Annotated in this window: 19 protein-coding genes and 1 tRNA gene; 5 read left to right on the top strand and 15 right to left on the bottom strand. The window is 64.6% G+C overall.

Features of this window, described 5'->3' with window-relative positions; genetic code table 11:
* Positions 1-237 precede the first annotated feature (237 nt).
* The 3 genes from yaaA to CEY09_RS05175 all read right to left on the bottom strand — a co-directional run bounded on the left by yaaA (position 238) and on the right by CEY09_RS05175 (position 3,142).
* Positions 238-1,008, bottom strand: a complete 771-nt coding sequence (gene yaaA, locus CEY09_RS05185; RefSeq protein ID WP_088587809.1) for a peroxide stress protein YaaA — start codon at positions 1,006-1,008, stop codon at positions 238-240.
* Positions 1,009-1,028: 20 nt separating this feature from the next.
* Positions 1,029-1,811 carry a 3-hydroxybutyrate dehydrogenase gene (locus tag CEY09_RS05180; protein ID WP_088587808.1) on the bottom strand — a complete coding sequence of 261 codons (783 nt, stop codon included), beginning with the start codon at positions 1,809-1,811 and terminating at the stop codon, positions 1,029-1,031.
* Between the two features lie 104 nt (positions 1,812-1,915).
* Positions 1,916-3,142 carry a cation:proton antiporter domain-containing protein gene (locus tag CEY09_RS05175; RefSeq protein ID WP_088587807.1) on the bottom strand — a complete coding sequence of 409 codons (1,227 nt, stop codon included), beginning with the start codon at positions 3,140-3,142 and terminating at the stop codon, positions 1,916-1,918.
* Between the two features lie 199 nt (positions 3,143-3,341).
* On the opposite strand from CEY09_RS05175, the gene CEY09_RS05170 reads away from it, so the two are divergent.
* A tRNA-Ser gene (locus CEY09_RS05170) sits at positions 3,342-3,432 on the top strand.
* Between the two features lie 97 nt (positions 3,433-3,529).
* On the opposite strand, the gene CEY09_RS05165 is transcribed toward CEY09_RS05170, so the two are convergent.
* The 4 genes from CEY09_RS05165 to CEY09_RS05150 all read right to left on the bottom strand — a co-directional run bounded on the left by CEY09_RS05165 (position 3,530) and on the right by CEY09_RS05150 (position 8,723).
* Complete coding sequence (locus CEY09_RS05165) at positions 3,530-5,143, bottom strand: methyl-accepting chemotaxis protein (RefSeq protein ID WP_088587806.1); 1,614 nt, start codon at positions 5,141-5,143, stop codon at positions 3,530-3,532.
* Between the two features lie 330 nt (positions 5,144-5,473).
* Positions 5,474-6,091: a flavin reductase family protein gene (locus tag CEY09_RS05160; RefSeq protein ID WP_088587805.1), complete on the bottom strand. Its 618-nt coding sequence runs from the start codon at positions 6,089-6,091 to the stop codon at positions 5,474-5,476.
* Between the two features lie 3 nt (positions 6,092-6,094).
* Entirely contained in the window at positions 6,095-7,054 is a 960-nt protein-coding gene (locus tag CEY09_RS05155; RefSeq protein WP_006223601.1) for a carbon-nitrogen hydrolase family protein, read from the bottom strand.
* A gap of 16 nt (positions 7,055-7,070) precedes the next feature.
* On the bottom strand, positions 7,071-8,723 hold the full coding sequence (locus CEY09_RS05150; protein WP_088587804.1) for an MFS transporter: 1,653 nt from the start codon (positions 8,721-8,723) through the stop codon (positions 7,071-7,073).
* A gap of 172 nt (positions 8,724-8,895) precedes the next feature.
* On the opposite strand from CEY09_RS05150, the gene CEY09_RS05145 reads away from it, so the two are divergent.
* The gene (locus CEY09_RS05145; protein ID WP_006223599.1) at positions 8,896-9,744 is read left to right on the top strand and encodes an IclR family transcriptional regulator; all 849 of its coding nucleotides are present in this window, start codon (positions 8,896-8,898) and stop codon (positions 9,742-9,744) included.
* A 28-nt stretch (positions 9,745-9,772) separates the two neighbouring features.
* Here the strand turns inward: CEY09_RS05145 and CEY09_RS05140 are convergent, their stop codons facing one another.
* Positions 9,773-10,759 carry a Bug family tripartite tricarboxylate transporter substrate binding protein gene (locus CEY09_RS05140; RefSeq protein WP_088587803.1) on the bottom strand — a complete coding sequence of 329 codons (987 nt, stop codon included), beginning with the start codon at positions 10,757-10,759 and terminating at the stop codon, positions 9,773-9,775.
* 73 nt (positions 10,760-10,832) lie between these two features.
* The gene (locus tag CEY09_RS05135) at positions 10,833-11,960 is read right to left on the bottom strand and encodes a mandelate racemase/muconate lactonizing enzyme family protein (protein ID WP_088587802.1); all 1,128 of its coding nucleotides are present in this window, start codon (positions 11,958-11,960) and stop codon (positions 10,833-10,835) included.
* A 162-nt stretch (positions 11,961-12,122) separates the two neighbouring features.
* On the opposite strand from CEY09_RS05135, the gene CEY09_RS05130 reads away from it, so the two are divergent.
* The gene (locus tag CEY09_RS05130) at positions 12,123-13,007 is read left to right on the top strand and encodes a LysR family transcriptional regulator (protein WP_088587801.1); all 885 of its coding nucleotides are present in this window, start codon (positions 12,123-12,125) and stop codon (positions 13,005-13,007) included.
* On the opposite strand, the gene CEY09_RS05125 is transcribed toward CEY09_RS05130, so the two are convergent.
* Both CEY09_RS05125 and CEY09_RS05120 read right to left on the bottom strand, forming a co-directional pair.
* Positions 13,004-14,194 carry an amidohydrolase family protein gene (locus CEY09_RS05125; RefSeq protein ID WP_088587800.1) on the bottom strand — a complete coding sequence of 397 codons (1,191 nt, stop codon included), beginning with the start codon at positions 14,192-14,194 and terminating at the stop codon, positions 13,004-13,006. The two genes, CEY09_RS05130 and CEY09_RS05125, sit on opposite strands and share 4 nt — an antisense overlap.
* A 63-nt stretch (positions 14,195-14,257) precedes the next feature.
* The gene (locus tag CEY09_RS05120) at positions 14,258-14,455 is read right to left on the bottom strand and encodes a hypothetical protein (protein WP_006223594.1); all 198 of its coding nucleotides are present in this window, start codon (positions 14,453-14,455) and stop codon (positions 14,258-14,260) included.
* Between the two features lie 190 nt (positions 14,456-14,645).
* Here CEY09_RS05120 and CEY09_RS05115 point away from each other — a divergent pair, with 190 nt between their 5' ends.
* Entirely contained in the window at positions 14,646-15,143 is a 498-nt protein-coding gene (locus CEY09_RS05115; RefSeq protein WP_088587799.1) for an ASCH domain-containing protein, read from the top strand.
* 290 nt (positions 15,144-15,433) lie between these two features.
* Positions 15,434-15,769: a hypothetical protein gene (locus CEY09_RS05110; protein ID WP_006223592.1), complete on the top strand. Its 336-nt coding sequence runs from the start codon at positions 15,434-15,436 to the stop codon at positions 15,767-15,769.
* Positions 15,770-16,025: 256 nt separating this feature from the next.
* Here the strand turns inward: CEY09_RS05110 and CEY09_RS05105 are convergent, their stop codons facing one another.
* The 4 genes from CEY09_RS05105 to CEY09_RS05090 all read right to left on the bottom strand — a co-directional run bounded on the left by CEY09_RS05105 (position 16,026) and on the right by CEY09_RS05090 (position 20,115).
* Positions 16,026-16,274 (bottom strand): hypothetical protein, encoded by a 249-nt coding sequence (locus CEY09_RS05105; RefSeq protein WP_081534068.1) that lies wholly within the window; start codon positions 16,272-16,274, stop codon positions 16,026-16,028.
* Positions 16,275-16,503: 229 nt separating this feature from the next.
* Positions 16,504-17,850 (bottom strand): serine--tRNA ligase, encoded by a 1,347-nt coding sequence (gene serS, locus CEY09_RS05100; protein ID WP_006223591.1) that lies wholly within the window; start codon positions 17,848-17,850, stop codon positions 16,504-16,506.
* Positions 17,851-17,892: 42 nt separating this feature from the next.
* Positions 17,893-19,233: a replication-associated recombination protein A gene (locus tag CEY09_RS05095; RefSeq protein WP_088587798.1), complete on the bottom strand. Its 1,341-nt coding sequence runs from the start codon at positions 19,231-19,233 to the stop codon at positions 17,893-17,895.
* Positions 19,234-19,323: 90 nt separating this feature from the next.
* Complete coding sequence (locus CEY09_RS05090) at positions 19,324-20,115, bottom strand: deaminated glutathione amidase (protein ID WP_088587797.1); 792 nt, start codon at positions 20,113-20,115, stop codon at positions 19,324-19,326.
* Between the last annotated feature and the right edge of the window lie 90 nt (positions 20,116-20,205).

The following is a 20,205-nucleotide window of genomic DNA, read 5'->3' as shown; positions in this document are numbered from 1 at the left end:
GGATGGGTGAAGCGCGGGAGAATGCCCGCAAGAACCTGATATCCAAACGCGCGGAACCCATCAAGCAACGGTTGCGTTGTGGCTGAAGCCGTTAAGGATTCACCGCCGCTTGATGGGTTCCGCGCGATCGACAATCGAGTTCTTGCCTACGCCCTCTCGCGCTTCACCCATCCTACGGTCGATAAACCCCGCGCGCCATCACAAGCGCGTCCGGCCTCCCCATACGGCAATCGCCCCTTACAGCTTGCGGCGGAACACCAGCTTGTCTTCCGACGATGCCGACGCGTCGTACGCGTACCCTTCCAGGTCGAAGCCTTGCAGGCCTTCGGGCTTGGTGACCTTGTGCTGGATCGCGTAACGGGCCATCAGGCCGCGTGCGCGCTTGGCGTGGAAGCTGATGATCTTCCAGGCGCCGTTCTTCCAGTCCTGAAACACGCATTGCACCACGCGAGCCTTCAGCGTCTTCAGGTCGACCGACTTGAAATACTCTTCGGACGCCAGGTTGACGATCACCGGCGACTTCTTGCCTTCCTGGCGCTCGTTCAGGTAGGCGGCAATGGTCGAACCCCAGTACTCGTACAGGTTCTTGCCCTTGGGCGTTTCCAACCGCGTGCCCATTTCCAGGCGGTACGGCTGCATCAGGTCCAGCGGGCGCAGCACGCCGTACAGGCCGCTAAGGATGGCCACGTGTTCTTGCGCCCATTCCAGCTGCTTGGCCGACAGGGTCGACGCGTCCAGCCCTTCGTACACGTCGCCATTGAAGGCCAGCACGGCCTGGCGCGAGTTGGTCTGCGTGAAGGTGCGCTTCCAGTGGGCGTAGCGCTGCGCGTTCAGCTCGGACAGCGCCGGGCTCAGGCTCATCAGTTCGGAAATATCGTCCGCGGACTTGGTCTTCAAGACCTTGATCAGGCCGGCGGCCTGGTCCACGAACAGCGGCTGGGTATGCGTCTCGATGTGCAGCGGCGAGTCGTAGTCCAGCTTCTTGGCGGGGGAAAGCAGAAACAACATTCGGGGATTCCTTTACTTGATTAACGCGCCGTCCAGCCGCCATCGACGGAGACGGACGTTCCAGTGATTTGGGCCGCGGCGTCCGAGGCCAGGAACACGGCGGTGCCGCCCAGTTGTTCCGGCGTCACGAATTGCAGCGACGGCTGCTTTTCGCTCAGCAATTCACGCGCAGCGGTTTCCTGGTCGACGCCATTCTTCTCAGCCAGCGCGGTGATCTGCTTTTCCACCAGCGGGGTGCGGACCCAGCCCGGGCAGATGGAGTTGGCCGTAATGCCCTGGCCGGCGGTTTCCAGCGCCGTGACCTTGGTGAAGCCCACCACGCCGTGCTTGGCGGCCACATAGGCCGACTTGTTGGCCGAGGCCACCAGGCCATGCGCCGACGCGATGTTGATGATGCGGCCAAAGCCCTGCTTCTTCATGTGCGGCAAGGCGGCGGCGGTGCCGTGGAACACGGCCGACAGGTTGAGCGCAAGAATGGCGTCCCACTTTTCAGCCGGGAAGTCCTCGATCAGCGCGGTGTGCTGGATGCCGGCGTTATTGACCAGGATATCGATGCGGCCCAACTGGCGCACCGTGCTCTCGACCAGGCCGCGCACGGCGTCGCCCTTGGACAAGTCGGCGCCGTCATAGATCACCTTCACGCCATGCTTGTCGGCCAGGCCGGCGCGCACCTTTTCGATCTCGGCCGCGTCGCCGAAACCATTCAGGACGATATCGGCGCCCTGCTGGGCGAAGGCGGTAGCGATACCCAGGCCGATGCCGCTGGTGGAACCGGTGACAAGGGCGACTTTTCCTTTGAGCATGAGCATTCTCCTGTGATCTGGCGGTGTGCGGGATGCAAAAGCGGGGTTCAAGTGTAGCTGCCCCGCGTGACGGCGATCATGCCATGTCCCCACAGTGCGCGGGGTCAAGCGGTCGGCGGCTTGTCCCGGGGTTCGGTGGGCGGCGACGCGTCGTCGGCGTTGGCCGCGACGGGCTCGGCAGTCGGCAGATCGGCCATGCCGCCCCGGTTCTCCGGCACGCGTTCCAGCAGCTTGATCAGCACCGGCACCACGCCCATCGACACCGCCACCACCACCGACAGCACGTCGCGCTGCTCCAGGTTCATCAGATGGTTGTCCCAGGCTTCGTTGAAGATGGCGAAGCTGAATTCCCCGCCCTGCGCCAGCACCATGGCGAACAGCAACCGGTGGTAGCGCGGCAGCCCCAGAAAGCGCGCAAAGCCATACAGGACCAGCGCCTTGACTGCCAGCAAGGCTGCAACGCCCGCGAGGATCAGTTTCCAGTGGACCTCAACCACCCCCAGGTTGATGGACATGCCGATGGCCAGGAAGAACAGGCCCAAAAGCAGGCCCTTGAAGGGGTCGATCGCTTTTTCCAGATCGTGGCGGTAGCGCGATTCCGCCATCAGCACCCCGACGAGGAAGCCGCCCAGGCCTGCCGACAATCCCGCATAGTCGAACAACTGCGCCGCGCCCACCACCATCAACAGCGCCGCCGCCGTGAACAGTTCGTTCAACTGCGCTTTCGCGGCCCAGCCCAGCAGCCGCAGCCGGTAGGCCACCGCCACGACAGTCACCGCCACCAGCGCTTCCTTGAAGGACGGCGCCGACGTGCCGTCCGAGCCCAGCAGCCCGGCTGCCACCAGCATCGGAATCGCCGCCATGTCCTGGAACAGCAGGACGCCCAGCGCCGACCGGCCCAACGGCGTACGCGTCAGCGTGCGCTCGTCCAGCAACCGCAGCGCCACCGCCGTGGACGACAACGCCAGGGACAGTCCGCACAGCACCGCCGCTTGCCACTCCATGCCCGCTAGATGCCGCAGCGCCGCCCCGAACACCAGCCCCAGCAGCAGGCCGCAGGCCAGCATCTGCAGCGACCCCAGCACGAAGACCTCGCTGCGCATGGCCCACAGCCGCTTGGGCGACAGCTCCAGCCCGATGATGAACAGCATCATCACCACGCCCCATTGGGACACGCTGATCATGGTGTCCACATTGGTCACGAGCTTCAGGCATGACGGCCCGATCAACACGCCCGCGATCAGGTAGCCCGGAATGGCGCCCAGCCCCAGCCGCTGGGTGATGGGCACGCACAGGACAGCGGCAAGCAGGAGGATGAGGATTAGATCCATGGACCCGATTCTGGGCAAAGATCAGCGCCGCCGGAAGCCCGGAATAAGCCCCTGTAAAGTTTTTTTCGCACCCTCTTTACACAAGCAAAAAAAATCCTGTAGAATTGCGGGCTTCGCTGCTCCAACAACGAAGATCCTTCCGACCAGGGATCTTTCCGTGAAGCCTCTTAGAGGCAACACCGTTTTGGAACCCAGCCACGGAGAGGTGGCAGAGTGGTCGAATGTACCTGACTCGAAATCAGGCGTACGGTATCCCCGTACCGTGGGTTCGAATCCCACCCTCTCCGCCAGTATTCAAGAACGAAGCCCCTGAGAAATCAGGGGCTTTTTTCTTTGTGTCTTTGGTGAAAGATCGGGCGGGAAACCCCGCCCGAACCTTTACCCGCATCAATACGCCGCAATCTGCCGGACAGGCGCCGCCAGCCGCACCGCCTGCGCCTCGCCTCCGCCCGCCTGCCCCGCCCCCGGCAGCTTGAACGCGCTGACCGCCCGCGTCAGCTCGGCTGCCTGATCCTGCATCGAGCCTGCCGCCGCGGCGGCCTCTTCCACCAGCGCGGCATTCTGCTGCGTGACTTCATCCATCTGCGACACGGCCCGGTTGACCTGTTCGATGCCGTCGGCCTGCTCGGCTGACGCTGCGGCGATTTCGCCCATGATGTCGGTCACGCGCTGCACCGAGCTGACGATTTCCTGCATCGTGGCGCCGGCGCGTTCGGCGCTGATCGAGCCCTGGCTGATCTTCTGGACCGTGTCTTCGATCAGCGTCTTGATTTCCTTGGCCGCTTGCGCGCTGCGTTGCGCAAGCGTGCGGACTTCGGCGGCAACGACCGCGAAGCCCTTGCCCTGTTCACCTGCGCGGGCAGCTTCAACGGCAGCATTCAGCGCCAGGATGTTGGTCTGGAAGGCGATGCCGTCAATCACCGACACGATGTCGGCGATCTTGACCGAGCTGGACGAGATCGCGCTCATCGTGCTGACGACTTCGGACACGGTTGCGCCGCCGCGGGAGGCGGTATCGGACGCGGCGGCGGCCAGCTGGTTGGCCTGGCGCGCGCTGTCGGCGTTCTGCTTCACGGTGGATGACAGCTGCTCCATCGACGCCGCCGTCTCTTCCAGCGACGCCGCCTGCTGCTCCGTGCGCGACGACAAATCGGTATTGCCCGCTGCGATCTCGCCCGAGGCGGACGCCATGCTGTCGACGCCCGTTCGAATACTGGCGACCGTGCCTGCCAGGTTGGCGTTCATCGATTCCAGCGCCTGCATCAGCTGGCCGATCTCGTCGCGCGAGCGCACGGTGATGGTGCTGGTCAGGTCATTGGCGGCCACCGTTCGGGCGACACGCACCGCGTCGGACAAGGGCCGGGTGATGCTGCGCGTCAACAGTATGGCCAGCAGCAGGCCGCTGATCAGCGCAATGGACCCGATCGCGATCATCCAGAAGTTCGCGATGCCATAAGCGCTTTGGATATCCGCTGCGCTCGCATCGATATCCGCGCGCTGCAAGTTGGTCAGCTTGGTGATCTGATCAATGAACTGGCGCGTGGCGGGCAGGAATTCCTGCGTGAAGACGCGGTTGGCCGCGTCCACGTCGCCATCCTGCTTGGCCTTGAAGATCGCGTCGCGCGTGCGCAGATAGTCGCCGCGGGATTTGCGGATGCCTTCCCACAGTTTTTTCTCTTCGTCGGTTTCGATCAGCGGTTCGATCTGCTGCTGTAACGCCGAAGAATTTTTCGTGGACACGGCCGCCTCTTCGGTGAAAAAGCCGGCCAGGCTGGCATCGGCGCTTTTGGCGATGGCGGTGGTTCGGGTGACGCCGGTCTGAATGTTGCGCGCCCAATCACTGATCAGGCGTTCCTTGATCAGCGACCGCTGGGTGACGGTTTCAACCGAGTCGTTGATGTTCGCCAGACTGACCAGCCCGACGATGCTCATGATGATGATCATGGCGAGCAAGACGGAAAAGCCACCCGCAAGACGGGTTCCGAGCTTCATATTCTTCATACTGCCTCCAGCATCCAACCAGGCGCTTGAATGCGGGCTTCGGCAGTTGCGAAGGCGCCGGCCGAAAGCCGCCACCTCTGCAAGCCAGACGCCCGTAAGCCCCTGGATGATCCGCCCCCAAAATATTGGTGTTCGTTGTGTCAAAAAAGCGCCGCCGGAGAAGTCGGATTCGAGGATTCTCTCAACGGTCCAGGAAATGCTAGCAGCCCGGATTTAGGCGGCAATGGGCGAAATGGGGAGTGTTTTGGCACAAGCTCCCGCGTTTGCGTAACCGGCGCCTGCCGCCGATGCGAAGACAAAAAAAAGCGGCCTTCCTGGCCGCTTCGGGTTTCAGTCTGCGACAGTAGGCCGCGCCAGCTGGAACAGGTCCGTACTGCGGGCATACCAACCGCTGCCGTGCATGCGGGCAACCAGGCCCATCTCGGCGGTCTTCACGTATCCGCGCTCGGCATCCTCCACAAAGGCGTCATCCACGTGCGCGCCCAGCACCCGGCCAATGACGACGACCTGGTGCGGCCCGGTCACGATCGTTGCCTGGCTGACGCATTCCAGCGACACCGGGCTGCCCTGGATCAGCGGCGGCCGCACATGCGCGGCCGGCAACGCCGTCAGCCCCGCCTTGGCCAGCTCGTCCACACCGGGCGGGTAGTCCGCGCAGGTCTGGTTCATCTGCTGCATCATCGACTCAGCCACCAGGTTCACCACGAACTCGCCGTTCTGGATAATGTTGGCGCTGGTGTCCTTGAGCTCGCCATTGGCGCGGCGCATCAGGCCGATGGCCACGGTGGGCGGCTGGTGGCCCATGACGTTGAAGAAGCTGAACGGCGCCGCGTTGACGCAGCCCTCGTCCGACATTGTGGTGACCCACGCGATCGGACGCGGCGTGACGGTCGAGGTCAACAGCTTGTAGACCGTCTGCGATGGCAGGGCGCTGAAATCGAAATGCATGGCTCAGGGCTCCTGCGGGCCAGTCGCGCTGATGGCGGATACCGCCCGCTTCTCGCGGGTGTCGACGTGCAGCTGGAACACGTCCGGCCGCGCGTAGTGGCCGGACACGTCGAAGTCGTACTTGCCGCGCAGGATCTGATTGGGGTTGATGTCGGCGTACAGGATCGTTTCGGCGGAAAAGTCCGGACCCGCCAGCACTTCGCCCAAGGGATCGATGATGGCGCTGCCGCCGCGCATCAGCACGGTGTCGGGGCTGTCGCCCAGCGCGCATTCGAAGTCTTCCGGATACGCGTCGCGGCGCAAGTGCTGGCAAGCGGTCAACACATAGCAGCGGCCTTCCAGCGCAATGTGGCGCATGCTGGGGATCCAGCTGTCGCGGTCGTCCGCCGTCGGCGCGCAATACAGGGCGACGCCCTGGCTGTACATGTACATGCGCAGCATCGGCATGTAGTTTTCCCAGCAGATGACGGCGCCGATCTTGCCGTAAGGCGTATCGAAGACGGGCATCGTCGAGCCATCGCCAAAGCCCCAGATCAGCCGCTCGCCCGCGGTCGGCATCAGTTTGCGGTGCTTGCCGGCAAGGCCTTCCTGGCCGTTGAAATACAGCACGGTGCAGTACAGCGTGCCGCCGTCGGCCTCGATGCAGCCCATCACGACGAAGGTGTCGGTGTCGGCCGCGGCCTGCGCCACCACCGCGACTTCCTCGCCGTCCAGGCGGATGGCTTGCTGGTGATAGCTGGCGAAGGCATCGCGGCCTTCGGCCTTGCGCATGCCGATGGGCGCGCCGAAGGAATTGCCCTTCGGGTAGCCGCCCAGGAAGGCTTCGGGGAACACCAGCACGCGCGCCCCCTGCTCTGCGGCCTGGCGGATCAGGGAGGCGGCCTTGTTGGCGCAGGCCAGGCTGTCGGTCGGGATGGACGCCGCCTGGATGACGGCAGCCTTGAAACTGGATTGCACGGACATGTCTCTCCTCGCTTTTCTAGTGGATGGGGTCTTCGTCGATGGCCTGGGCGCGGGTGTTCGGCAGGAACAGGCTGCCGATGATGCCCACCACCACCATCACGACCACCGGATACATCAAACCGCCGAAGATATTGCCGCTTGCCTGCGCCAGGTACGTCGCAGTGAACGGCACGATCCCGCCGAAGATGCCGGCGCCGATGTGATACGGGAAGGATAGCGCGGTGTAGCGGATGCGGGCCGGGAACAGCTCGACCAGATAGGACGCGACCGGCCCATAGACCATGGCGACCACCGCCGTCATCAGCACCAGGATCAGGATGATGGTGGCACGATCCACGCGTGCGGGATCGGCGCGGTCCGGGTAGCCGGCGGCCGTCAGCGCACGCGCGTAGCCAGCGCGGTCGAAGCCATTGACGGTGACGCCCCCCACGCTCATGGCGATGTCCTGCCCCGGCAGCGGGGCGGCGTATTCGAAGTTGATGCCCTTGCCCACCAGGAATTTCTTGGCCTGCACGCACACCTTCTTGTGGTCGGCGTGGCTGCCGATCATTGCGGCCTGCAGGCCGAAGTCGCATGCGCCGCCGCTGGTGTCGGCATGGACCCGCACCGGCGTGCTTTGCATGGCCTGCGCCAGCGCCGGGTTGCCGGCTTTCAGCAGCACGTCGAACATGGAGTGGTAGCCGATGGCGGCGATGAACAGGCCCGCCATCATGATCCACTTGCGGCCGATGCGGTCGGACAGCCAGCCGAACAACACGAAGGTCGGCGCGCCGATGATGAAGCCGATCAGGATCAGCGTGTAGACGCTGGTCTGGTCGATCTGCACCGCCTGCTGCAGGAAGATCATCACGTAGAACTGCCCCGTGAAATAGGTCGCGCCCTGCCCGGCGGTCACGCCGATCAGCGCCAGCAGCACCAGCCGCAGGCTGGACCATTGGCCGAACGTTTCCTTGATGGGGTTCTTGGACAGGCGCTTCTGCTGTTTCATCCGCGTGAAGACAGGCGATTCATGCAGCTTGGCGCGCACATAGATCGAAATGGCCAGCATCACGATCGACAGGATGAACGGCAGGCGCCAGCCCCATTGGCGGAAGTCCTCGGGGCTCATGGCGGCCTGCGTGCAAAGGATGACGACCAGCGACAGGATCAGGCCGGCCGACGAGGTGATCTGGATCCAGCCCGTCAACAGGCCGCGGCGCCGGGGTTCGCAGTGCTCGGCCACGTAGATGACGGCGCCGCCGTATTCCCCGCCCACCGCCAGACCCTGCACGACGCGCAGCGTCAGCAGCAGGATCCACGATAGGTGGCCTGCCGATTCATACGTGGGCAGGCAGCCGATCAGCACGGTGGCGCCGCCCATCATCACCACGGTGATCAGGAAGGTGTACTTGCGGCCCCACTTGTCGCCCAGATAGCCGAACATCACCGCGCCCAGCGGGCGGATGATGAAGCCCACCGCCAGCGCGCCCAAGGCGGCAAGCAGTGCCACGGTGGGGTTGTCCTGCGGGAACAGCACCTGGCTCATGAAGACGGCCAGCGTCCCGTAGATGAAAAAGTCGTACCACTCGAACAACGTGCCCAAGGTTGAGGCCACCACCACCTGGCGTTCCTCTTTCCGGCTGAGCGTCGGCGCGGCGTCTATCCGCGGCATTGCGACATTGGCTTCCATGCTTGCATTCCCCGATCGTTTTTAATTGATACTGCTGTACGCATTAACTATTATCAAACTTGAATCCAGGCCGCACCTAGCTGGGGGAAACCCGGAAAACCTGTCCCCGCCATCGTGCAAAGCGCGGCTGAGCCGCTGCTACACTGCCGCCAAAGACACAGTGGAGGCAGTGATGGCAAGGCCCGCCGGCAAGGTTGAAAAGAACGCGGAACAGGCGCCGACCGCTGCGCGCAGGGGCATCCAATCGATCGAAGTGGGGTTCCGGATCCTGGATGTGATCCGCAAGACCGGCCGTCCCATGCCCTTGAAGGAAATCGCCGACGCCTGTGAGCTGACCGTGCCCAACGTGCACTACTACCTGGTCAGCTTCCAGAAGGTGGGCGTGGTGCAGCAGCATGCCGACACCGGCCACTACGGCCTGGGGCCCTATGCCTTGCGGCTGGGCCTGGCGGCCCTGGAGCAGTTCGACGTGTTCACCACGGCACGGCCCATCATGGCCGAAGTGGCCGCCGTCACCGGGCACACCGTGTTCCTGGGGGTATGGGGCAACAAGGGGCCGACGATCGTCTACCGCGTCGAAGGCAGCCGCAGCCGTCCATTGCTGGAACTGCGGGTGGGCAGCGTGATGCCGCTGCTGTCGTCCGCGCTGGGGCGCAATTTCCTGGCCCATCTGCCAGATGCCCTGACACGCGACCTGCTGGCGCAGGAACTGGCTTCGTCAGTACCGGAAAGCCATGGCGGCACGCCGGGCAATTCCTACACGATGAAAGACGTGCAGGCGATCCGCGACGAGGTGCAGAAGCATCACATCAGCCGTTGCCGCCACGCGCTGCTGCCGCACTTCACGTCGCTGTCGGCGCCCATCTTCGACATGCTGGGTGAGATGACCGCGGCCATTACCCTGATGGGTCCGGTGGGCGCGATCGATGATGAGCTGGAGTCCGGCACCGCGCGCCTCTTGCGGGAAAAAGCCCGCTCGATCTCGGCGATGGCGGGCTGGGTGGACCCGGACGCGCGCTGAGCCGCCACGTCGCGGGCCCGTTGCCGCGTCAGCTTTCGACGACGATCTTCGCGTCCTTGATCGTCTTGGCGTATTTCTGTTGCTCTTGCGTCATGAAGTCAGCAAAACGCTGGACGCTGCCGCCGCCGTCTTCCGCCCCCACCTGCGCCAGCTTCTCCTGCACGTCCGCCATGGCCAACACGCGGTCGATGTCGCGGTTCATACGCTGGACCATGCCCTCAGGCATCTTGCCCGGTCCCACCATGCCGAACCAGATGCTGGCCTCGAACCCCGGATAGCCCTGCTCGGCGACCGTCGGCACGTCCGGCTGGCTTTTCGAACGCTGCTGCAGGGTCTGCGCCAGCGCGATCACCTTGCCCGACTGCAGCAGCGGCGTAGCAGTAGTCATGCCTTCGAAGCAGTACTGCACGTGGCCGCCCATCAGGTCATTCATGAGCGGCGCGGAGCCCTTGTACGGCACGTGCAACACGTCGATGCCGGCACGCGCCTTGAAAATCTCCAGCGCCAGGTGCTGCGCAGAACCGGCGCCGGCGGAACCAAACACGATCTTGCCGGGCTGGGCACGGCACAGCTTGACCAGGTCGGGCAAGGTCTTGGCCGGCTGCGATGCGCCGCCGATCAGGATGGTGGGCGTCTTGCCCACCAGCGCGATGGGCGAGAAGTCGCGGCCCACCGAATAGGCGAGCTTGGGCTGCAGGCCCGGCGCGATGCCGTGGCTGTTCACGTGCGCCATCAAGAGCGTGTTGCCGTCGTTGGGTTGGCGCGCCACCTGCTCAGCGGCGATGATGCCCGCCGCACCCGCGCGGTTTTCTACGATGACGGGGATGTTCCACATCACACCCAGCTTCTGCCCCAGCAAGCGGGCCAACACGTCGGTGCCGCCGCCTGCCGGAAAGCCCACCACGATTTTCACGGGGCCGGACGGCAAGTCCGGCTGTTGCGCCCGGGCCCCGGCGGGCAGGACCAGCCCCACCCCCAGCGCCGCGGCGCCGGTCATGAATTGCCTGCGTTGCATTCTTGTCTCCTCGCGCCGGTCCCGTAGGCCGGCGACTGGTTTTAGGGAAGCACTGCCTGCGGGTAATGCGACCTCAGCGGCCGACGCGGGTCCACTTGCCGAACCGTTCGACCATGCGTTCGTCGAAGCCGAAGCCCAAGCCGGGCTCCTGGTGCAACACCACGCGTCCTTGCTTATGGGTCAGTTGGCGATCGACCAGCTTGCGGAAGTTCAGCACCTGGTCGTCCCAGAAGAATTCCACGTAGCGGGCGTTTGGCGTGGCCGCGACCAGCGGCGCGTGCACGTCGTGGAACCAGTGCGGGCAAACGACCACGCCATAGCTGGCCGCGGTGGCCGCAATACGCTTCCATTCGGTGATGCCGCCGCACACCGCCGCGTCCGTCTGCAGGATGCCTGCCGCCCCTTTGTCCAAGAGTTCCTTGTGATACCAGCGGCCATAGCCGATTTCGGCAGTGGCGATCGGCAGATGCGTCAGGCGCGCCAGCTTGGCATGGCTGTCGATATCATCCGGGCTGAACGGTTCTTCGATGAAATAGGGCTCGTACTGCTCGAAGCGGCGGATGTACTGCATGGCCTGAGTCACGTCCTGCCAGGCGTTATTGCAGTCCATCATCAGCTCGACGTCCGGGCCTACGGCCTCGCGCGCCGCCTTCAAGCGCGCTTCTTCTTCGCGCGGCGACAAGCGGCCGGTCTTCATCTTGACCGCCTTGAAGCCCTTGTCCACATAGCTGGCCATTTCTTCGCCCAGATGCTGCGGCGTCTTGCCTTCCAGGTAGTAGCCGCCGCTGGCATAGGCAGGTACGGTTTCCAGTTCGACCGCGCCCAGGAACTTGTGCAGCGGCAGGCCGGCCGTCTTGGCGTTCAGGTCCCACAGCGCGATGTCCAGTGCGCTCAACGCGCGCATCACGGTGCCCTGGCGGCCTTGCAGCAGCGCCTCCTGGTACATGGCCTGCCACAGGCCTTCCACGGCATGCGAGTCCTTGCCCAGCAACACGGGCCCCAGCAGGCTTTGCACCGCCGCCTCGAAGATGGCGCCACCAGCGCTGCCCACATAGCAAAAACCGATGCCTTCCACGCCGTCGGTGGAACGCACCTTGACCAGGCCATAGTGCCGCGTGGAGACGGTGCGGTTCGAGAATGAAGTGACTTTGTCCAACGGCACCGCGGCGGCGCATACGTCAATGGATTCAATGATGGGCACGGCAGGCTCCTTGATAAGGGAAAAATTCCGACAGGCGGCGCCAACGCAGCTTGCGCGGACTGAATGCTCTGGACGTATTCTTCCCTTCGCCAAAGAAAACAACAATTATCGTCACGCATCTTTAGAATATGGATATTCCATCTTCCCAAGAGGCTTGCCGCCGTGGACTCGCGCTTTCTGCAAACCTATGTGCATGTCGTGGAACTGGGGTCCATCGCCCAGGCCGCGCGGCACCAGGGGCTGACGCCGGCCACCGTGCAACAGCGGCTGCGGGCGTTGGAAGCGGACGTAGGCAGCGCACTGATCGCCCGCTCCGGGCGCACCGTCAAACCGACGCCGGCCGGCCTGCGCATCCTGGACCGCGCCCGCCACATCCTGCGCGACGTGCGGGACCTGCGCTCGGCCGCCAGCGACACCGACCTGCCCGCCGGCCCCTTGCGGCTGGGCGCCACGCCCACCGCGCTGACCGGCATCATGCCGCCCGTGCTGCGCACCTGGGTCGCCCGCCACCCGCACATCGAAATCTATATCGAACCCGCGCCCACCACGCTGCTGTACGGCAAGGTGCTGTCGGGCGAACTGGACGGCGCGTTGCTGGTGCACCCGCTGTTCCCCCTGCCCAAGACCTGCGCGTGGCGCGACCTGCGCCATGAACCGCTGGTGCTGGTCACCCCCGCCGACATGAAGGTGCGCGACCCGCTGGCGGTTATCGCGCGCGAGCCCTACATCTGCTACGACCGCAGCGTGGTTGGCGGGAAAATGGCGGACGACTATCTGCGGGCGCGCAACCTGCGGCCGCACGTGCGATTCGAGCTCGATGGCATCGATTCCATCGCCAAGCTGGTCTCAGAGGGATTGGGGGTGGCGCTGTTGCCGGACTGGGCCGCCTCCGACGCGCTGGCGGCGCGGGTCAAGCGCTGGCCATTGCCGGCGCCCTGCCCGGTGCGCACGGTAGGCGCGATCTGGTTGCGCGCCGGCGTGCGGTCGGAGCTGATGCGGGCCTTCGTGGAACTGACCGAGTCGCAGCTCGGCCTGTCCCAGCCTTAGGCGATCGCGTCCTGCCCGTTGCGCGCCACGATCGCGCCGGCGGACACGACCAGGCGGCGGGGCTTGCGGGTCACCACCGCTTCGGCCACGCAGCTGGCATCCACCAGGACCAGATCGGCGCGCGCGCCCGGCGTCAGGCCGTAATCCGCGAAACCACAGGCGCGGGCCGCGGCTCCCGCCACGCAATCGAATGCCCATTCGACCTCGTCGTCGCGACGCAGGTCGTTGCGCAAGCCGATCATCATGGCGCGCGCCAGCATGTCGGGGCTGCCATACGGCGTCCAGGTATCGCGGATGCCGTCATTGCCGCCAAAGATCGTCACGCCGGCCTCGCGGCAGGCGCGCACGGCCGGCACGGGCCGCGATGGCGGCGCCGTGGTCAGCACGGCCACGTCCAGCGCGGCCAACCGCCGAAGCAGGCCGTCCAGCCGTTTGGCGTCGATCCCGCCCAGGCAGAAGGCATGGCTGATGACCACCTTGCCCTGCATGCCCAGCGCCGCGACGCGGTCCAGGGTCAGGTCCAGCGTGAACGCGCCCAGCTCGCCGGGTTCGTGCAGATGGATGTCCACGGGTTTGCCATGCTTGTCGGCCAGGCCGAACAGCACATCCAGGGATCTTGCGGGGTCGCGGTCGATGGCGGACGGGTCCAGGCCACCCAGCACGTCGGCGCCTTGGGCCAGCGCCTGGTCCAGCAATTCGGCCGTACCCGGACGGATCAGCAAGCCCGATTGCGGGAAAGCCACCGTCTGGATCTCGATGCGGCCGGCCAGTTCTTCGCGGGTGGCATGCACGCCATCCAGGTGGCGCAAGCCGGCATCGGTATCGACGTCGACATGGCTGCGGATGCGCGTCGTGCCTTCGCGCAGAAAGGCCAGCGCCAAGGCGCGCGCATGGCTGGCGGCGTCATGGCCAGTACTGGCGCGCCAGGCGCGTTCGTTGTCGATGCGGTCCGTCAGCGCAGACCCGACCTCGTTGACGTACCAGGGTGATTCCCAGTTGGTCTTGTCCAGGTGGGTGTGCCCTTCGATCAGGCCCGGCAGCAGCAAGGCGCCACCGCCGTCCTCCACCAGGGCATCAGCTGCGCCTTCGATGGCAGCGCCGATGTGAGCGATGCGGCCGGCGCGCACCAGCACGTCCACGGTATCGGCGGGCGACACGCGGACATTCTTCAATAACAGGTCGGTCATGGTGTGTTCCGCACAAGCGCAGGCGGCCGGCCCCAGCGGCCGGCCACGCAAACCCCTTCGGCATCAACCTTGCGGCGGTTCGATCCAGAAGAAGCGCTCACCTTGGCGGACCATGTCGGCCACGCCTTCGGCGCCGATGCGGTAGTCCGTACCCATCAGCGATGCGCCGCCGTCTTCATGGATGTGGATGACGGCCAGCGGGTCGTTGGCCATGGTGTACCAGTAGTAGCCAGGCTTGAGGTCATGCAGGTCTGTAGTCATGCCTTGAGTATACAAATAACGACGGCGGTACAAAAAGACAACACTAATACAAACCGTGCCTGACATCATGAACACGACACGTCATACTGCCTCCACCTGGATAAAAATAGCTGGTGCACTGGTCACACATCGATTTCGACGCGCGGGCGCAAACGCGCGGGACGTTAATCGAGAGGAGAATAGCGAGCGCATGAAAAGGCAGTCACTTCAATTCAGCGAACCGCTTAAGCAAGCCGTCTTGAACGGTTCTAAAGTGCAGAGCCGCCGCATTTTGAAGCCGCAGCCGACTAAACCCACCACGGTCTGGTATGCGGACGCGGAAGATTCCGGCAGATGGGTCGCCATGGGCCCCAGCCGCGATAACCCGTCGGAGCTGCGCAAGACATCCAGCTGGGTCAGATGCCCCTATGGGAAATCCGGCGAGAGCATCATATTGACGGATGAAGCGGGCCAGCCGTTCGCCACCGCGGTGATCGTGGGCGTACGCATACAGCGTTTACAGAACCTGACCGAAGCCGACGCACGCGCCGAAGGCACGCAAGCCCTTTATGAATCATCGGCGTTGCTGCCGGGCGTGCCCCTGCAAACGGCGTTTGCGCTGACGTGGTGCGAGCGCTACGGCTCCCACGCCTGGGCCGCGAATCCGTGGGTCTGGGTGGTGGAGTTTCGCCGTCAGCAGGCGGAATAAGGGCCGCGCCCGTCATAGGGCGGCCCCGCCGCCCTTGCAGGATGGTGACGGCGTGTAACGCACCCGTTTAACTTCATCCCATTCCAGCTGATTTCAATCGATTTCAAGTGCGGGTTTACCAGAGCGGACGCACCACGCCGCAGTGCAGCACGCCGCCGGTTCCAGGCAACAGCGCGGTTGCGGATTGTCGCTATTGAGGGAGGCCCGCTTACCAAAAGCGAGCGGGAAAGACCGAAAATAGGGCCGTCGAATACTCAACTTTGCTGTGTCATGCAGCAGGCAGGTGCAACATGAAAAAATGGCTTATCGCAGGTGCCGGTGCCGCAGGTCTGCTGATCTCCAGCGTCGCATTGGCCCGTGTGGATGTGGGCATTTCCATCGGCGTACCCGGGGTGGTCTATCCGGCGCCGGTCTATGTCGCGCCCGCACCGGTCTACGTGGCCCCGCCGCCGCCCGTCTACTACCGCCCGGCCCCCGTGTACGTGGCGCCCCCGGTGGTCTACCCCGCTCCGGTCTATTACCGCGGCGGCCCCTACTGGCGCGGCGGCCCGCCCCCGCGTTACTACGGCCCGGGCCCGGGTTATTACCGCGGACACGGCCACGGCCACGGCGATTGGCGCCGTTAAAAGGCAAAGGCCACTCGATGAGTGGCCTTTTTTTTGCCCGCGACGCGTGAGACGCGTGGAGGGCGGCACTGCGTTTTCCTTGGGGACATTGTCCGGTGCCCCGTTGGAACGGTATCAAGCTGCGGGAGCCGGTACCGGTTTGCCAGCCATGGCGGCCGGCTTTTGCAATGCCGCGTTGGCCTTATTGGCCTCCTGCGGCGATTCCTGAACAAGATCGATCCATCTACGGGGCGCACTCGACGCCCGCCACCAACCATTATGCGGACGCATGAGCAAACTCCGGTTCACCGTTAAAACGCACACCATTGATTTCTTGGAACAATTGACGGCTTTCCTGTTCTGCTTCGTGCAAGTCAGAGAACGGCGCCTGTCCCGGCACCGTCCAGCATTTTTCCGGTGCGGTACCGCCAACCCGGCGGGTCCATATCTGCACGCGGTAGCCCTGTTCGTCTTCATGAGCGACAGAGCATCTCACACGAAAATCTCCAATCATTCTTGAAGTCATGGACAACTCCTTGTTTTATATGTGAATGAAGCGTGTAGAACGCGGGTGTATTGTGCCGCAACTATCCGGCCCTTTTATTGAAAATACACAATTGCTCACATCAAAATCAAGCACACACGCGCTCACGATAATGAGCAAAAGCGACAGGAATATGTCGCATGATAAAAAAAAACGGAGCCCGCAGGCTCCGTCTTTTTATCCTCCAAATGGAGGATAGGCGCAAGGCGCCTCAGGGTTTCAGCACCGAAATGCCGCCCATATAAGGCTGCAGCGCTTCCGGAATCAGCACGCTGCCGTCGGCTTGTTGGTGATTTTCCAACACGGCAACCAATGCGCGGCCGACCGCCAGGCCGGAACCGTTCAAGGTATGCACGAATTCCGGTTTACCTTGGGCGTTGCGGAAACGCGCCTGCATGCGGCGGGCCTGGAAGGTCTCGCAGTTGGACACCGACGAAATCTCGCGCCAGGTGTTTTGCGCCGGCAGCCACACTTCCAGGTCATAGGTCTTGGCCGAACCAAAGCCCATGTCGCCCGTGCACAGCAGCACCACGCGGTACGGCAGGCCCAGCAACTGCAGCACGCGCTCGGCGTGGCCGACCATGTCTTCCAGTGCCTCGTAGGACTGGTCGGGTTGCGTGATCTGCACCATTTCGACCTTGTCGAACTGGTGTTGACGGATCATGCCGCGGGTGTCGCGGCCGCCGCTGCCGGCCTCCGAGCGGAAGCAAGGCGTGTGTGCGGTCAGCTTCAGCGGCAGGTCGGCGGCGGCCTGGATGGTGTCGCGCGCCACGCTGGTCAGCGTGATTTCGGACGTGGAGATCAGGTATTGGTCTTCACGCACGTACGGGTTGCCAGCCGCGTCCACCTTGGGATCGTCGTCGCCGCCGCCCTTGGACACGGCAAACATGTCGTCCTTGAACTTCGGCAACTGGCCCGTTCCGTACAGGGTCGAGGCGTTGACGATGTAGGGCGTGTAGCACTCGGTATAGCCGTGCGTACCCGTTTGCAGGTCCAGCATGAACTGGGACAGCGCACGGTGCAGACGGGCGATCGGGCCGCGCATGAACGAGAAGCGCGCGCCCGACAGCTTGGCCGCCATGTCGAAATCCAGGCCCAGCGGTTCGCCGATGGCGACGTGGTCGCGCGCTTCGAACGCCAGGGCCGGCGGGTTGCCGTCAGCGCCGGCGGCGCCAGGCAGCCAGCGGCGGACCTCGACGTTGTCGTCGGCGGATTCGCCCAGCGGCACGCTGGCGTGGGGCAGGTTCGGCACCGACATCAGCAAGTCGTTGAGCGGAGCCTGCAGCGCGGCCAGCTCTTCTTCCAGCTGTTTCAAGCGGACCGGCACGGCCTGCGATTCGGCCATGACGGCGCTGGCGTCTTCGCCCTTCGCCTTCAACTGACCGATCTGCTTGGCCAGCGCGTTGCGGCGGGCTTGCAGGGACTCGGTTTCGGTCTGGACGGCCTTGCGGCGAGACTCCAGATCGTTGAACCGTTCCGTGTCGAAGGACACGCCACGGCTCTTGAGGCGGTCTACGACGGTTTGCAGGTCTTTGCGCAGCAGTATCGGGTCTAGCATGGTGATGTCAGTGAGGTGGCAGAAAGCAACGGGCGCGGCCCGTTACCGGTTCTTGGCGCGTTCCTGCGAGTCCAACTCGCGCAGGAATGCCAACTTCTGCTGGATTTTAGCCTCCAGCCCCCGATCGGTCGGCCGATAGAAGGAAGGCTTCAGTCCATCAGGGAAATATTGTTCGCCCGCGGCGTAGCCGTGCGGCTCGTCGTGGGCATAGCGGTACGCCTTGCCGTGGCCCAGTTGCTTCATCAGCTTGGTGGGCGCATTGCGCAGGTGGATGGGCACCGGCGCGCTGCCGTGCTCGGCGGCAAACTGGCGGGCTTGATTGTAGGCGTTGTAGACGGCGTTCGATTTGGCCGCACAGGCCATGTAGACCACCGCCTGCGCCAGCGCCAGTTCGCCTTCGGGCGAACCCAGGCGTTCATAGATGTCGGCGCCGTTGACCGCCAGGTCGGTGGCGCGAGGGTCGGCCAGGCCGATGTCCTCGACCGCCATGCGCACCAGCCGGCGCGACAGGTATTTGGGATCGGCGCCGCCGTCGATCATGCGGCAGAACCAATACAGGGCGGCGTCGGGGTTGGAGCCGCGCACCGATTTATGCAGCGCGCTGATCTGGTCGTAGAAGGCGTCGCCGCCCTTGTCGAAGCGCCGCAGGTTCTGCGACAGCGAAATCTCCAGCCAGGCGGCGTCCACCGAATCCCGGCCCGCCGACTGCGCGGATTCGGCCACGACTTCCACCGCGCTGATCAGGCGGCGCGCGTCGCCATCGGCCCAGGCCGCCAGCTGCTCGCGCGCGTCGGCCTCCACCCGGATGACCTCGCCCTCTTCCAGGCCGTCGTTCAGCGCGTCGACCGCGCGGTCGACCAGTTGCTGCAGTTCTTCGGGAGAGAGCGACTGCAGCACGTACACCCGCGCCCGCGACAGCAAGGCCGAGTTGACCTCGAACGAGGGGTTTTCGGTGGTGGCGCCGATGAAGGTGAAGAGCCCGCTTTCCACATAAGGCAGGAACGCGTCCTGTTGCGCCTTGTTGAAGCGGTGCACTTCGTCGACGAAGAGGATGGTGCGGCGGCCCTGGCCTTGCGCCACCTGCGCCACCGTCACGGCTTCGCGGATGTCCTTGACGCCACCCAGCACGGCCGAAATGGCGATGAACTGGGCGTCGAAGCCGTCGGCCATCAGGCGCGCCAGCGTGGTCTTGCCCACCCCCGGCGGCCCCCAGAAGATCATGGAATGCGGACGGCCGGATTCGAAAGCGACGCGCAGGGGCTTGTCCGGGCCCAGCAGGTGCGACTGCCCGACCACGTCGGACAAGGTGCGCGGGCGCAGGCGTTCGGCCAGGGGCACATAGGGCCGATGCGCTGGATCGGCCGCGAAGAGATCGTTGCTCATTGGCAGCAGATGAGGGAAGACAGCAAGAAGTTCAAGTCGGTATTACACCATGCCCGCCGCCCCCGCCCGGCCCAGCGGGCAGCGCGGCGTTCAGGACAATTCCGGCGGCGCGAAACGGCGGTTGGCCAGCACGGGCAGCACGCGGCGGGCATGCGCCAGGCGCTCGGGGTCGATGTCGGCGAACACCAGCGCCGGCGCTTCGCCCGCACGCGCCGTCACGACGCCCAGCGGATCCACCACCATGCTGCAGCCGATATTGCGTTCGCCGCATTCGCCGGTGGCCGCCACATAGCAGGTGTTCTCCAGGGCGCGCGCCGTGACCAGGACTTCCCAGTGCATTTCCTTGAGCGGGCCGCGCACCCAGGCGGCCGGCAGCACCAGCAGATCGGCCCCGTCCAGCGCCAGGCGGCGCGCCATTTCGGGAAAGCGCACGTCATAGCAGGTCATCAGCCCCACGCGCAGGCCGGCGATTTCCAGCAAGGGCGGGATCTCGGTGCCGGGGGTGACGTTGGTGGACTCCTTCATGTTGAAGGCGTCGTACAGATGCAGCTTGCGGTACTGCGAGACGATCTCGCCGTCGCGCAGCGTAATGAGCGTATTCCAGACCCGGCCTTCGCCCGTCGGGATGTGCACGCACATCATCGTCGATAGGGACGAGCCGCGGCTGGCCTCGCGCAGGCGCGTCATGAAGGGCCCGTCCAGCGGCTGCGCGGCCTTCAGCACGATCTGCGGATCGGTGATGTCGCGGGCCAGGATGCCTTCGGGCAGCACCAGCACGTCGGCGCCGCCCTCGCGGGCGCGCTCCATCAGGTCGACGCAGACCTGGGCGTTCTCTTCCCAGACGCGGCTGACGGCGAACTGGCCCAAAGCGACTTTCAGCATGACTCTTTCCTTGAGGGATCCATTTTTCGGGCAATTTCCCGGGTTTTCCTATTGTCGCGCCAACCGGCGCTGCGCGCCGACTACGGGAAA

Source organism: Achromobacter marplatensis (assembly GCF_002209535.1).
Lineage (GTDB): Bacteria > Pseudomonadota > Gammaproteobacteria > Burkholderiales > Burkholderiaceae_B > Achromobacter > Achromobacter marplatensis.
This window is presented reverse-complemented; position numbering and strand designations above follow the sequence as displayed.

Excerpts from the sequence above, each read along its gene's own strand:
- CEY09_RS05180 (WP_088587808.1), bottom strand. The coding sequence starts at position 1,811 with ATGCTCAAAGGAAAAGTCGCCCTTGTCACCGGTTCCACCAGCGGCATC.
- CEY09_RS05090 (WP_088587797.1), bottom strand. The coding sequence starts at position 20,115 with ATGCTGAAAGTCGCTTTGGGCCAGTTCGCCGTCAGCCGCGTCTGGGAA.
- CEY09_RS05105 (WP_081534068.1), bottom strand. The coding sequence starts at position 16,274 with ATGACTTCAAGAATGATTGGAGATTTTCGTGTGAGATGCTCTGTCGCT.
- yaaA (WP_088587809.1), bottom strand. The coding sequence starts at position 1,008 with ATGTTGTTTCTGCTTTCCCCCGCCAAGAAGCTGGACTACGACTCGCCG.
- serS (WP_006223591.1), bottom strand. The coding sequence starts at position 17,850 with ATGCTAGACCCGATACTGCTGCGCAAAGACCTGCAAACCGTCGTAGAC.
- CEY09_RS05140 (WP_088587803.1), bottom strand. The coding sequence starts at position 10,759 with ATGCAACGCAGGCAATTCATGACCGGCGCCGCGGCGCTGGGGGTGGGG.
- CEY09_RS05155 (WP_006223601.1), bottom strand. The coding sequence starts at position 7,054 with ATGTCCGTGCAATCCAGTTTCAAGGCTGCCGTCATCCAGGCGGCGTCC.
- CEY09_RS05160 (WP_088587805.1), bottom strand. The coding sequence starts at position 6,091 with ATGCATTTCGATTTCAGCGCCCTGCCATCGCAGACGGTCTACAAGCTG.
- CEY09_RS05095 (WP_088587798.1), bottom strand. The coding sequence starts at position 19,233 with ATGAGCAACGATCTCTTCGCGGCCGATCCAGCGCATCGGCCCTATGTG.
- CEY09_RS05120 (WP_006223594.1), bottom strand. The coding sequence starts at position 14,455 with ATGACTACAGACCTGCATGACCTCAAGCCTGGCTACTACTGGTACACC.
- CEY09_RS05110 (WP_006223592.1), top strand. The coding sequence starts at position 15,434 with ATGAAAAAATGGCTTATCGCAGGTGCCGGTGCCGCAGGTCTGCTGATC.
- CEY09_RS05165 (WP_088587806.1), bottom strand. The coding sequence starts at position 5,143 with ATGAAGAATATGAAGCTCGGAACCCGTCTTGCGGGTGGCTTTTCCGTC.
- CEY09_RS05150 (WP_088587804.1), bottom strand. The coding sequence starts at position 8,723 with ATGGAAGCCAATGTCGCAATGCCGCGGATAGACGCCGCGCCGACGCTC.
- CEY09_RS05175 (WP_088587807.1), bottom strand. The coding sequence starts at position 3,142 with ATGGATCTAATCCTCATCCTCCTGCTTGCCGCTGTCCTGTGCGTGCCC.
- CEY09_RS05145 (WP_006223599.1), top strand. The coding sequence starts at position 8,896 with ATGGCAAGGCCCGCCGGCAAGGTTGAAAAGAACGCGGAACAGGCGCCG.
- CEY09_RS05115 (WP_088587799.1), top strand. The coding sequence starts at position 14,646 with ATGAAAAGGCAGTCACTTCAATTCAGCGAACCGCTTAAGCAAGCCGTC.
- CEY09_RS05125 (WP_088587800.1), bottom strand. The coding sequence starts at position 14,194 with ATGACCGACCTGTTATTGAAGAATGTCCGCGTGTCGCCCGCCGATACC.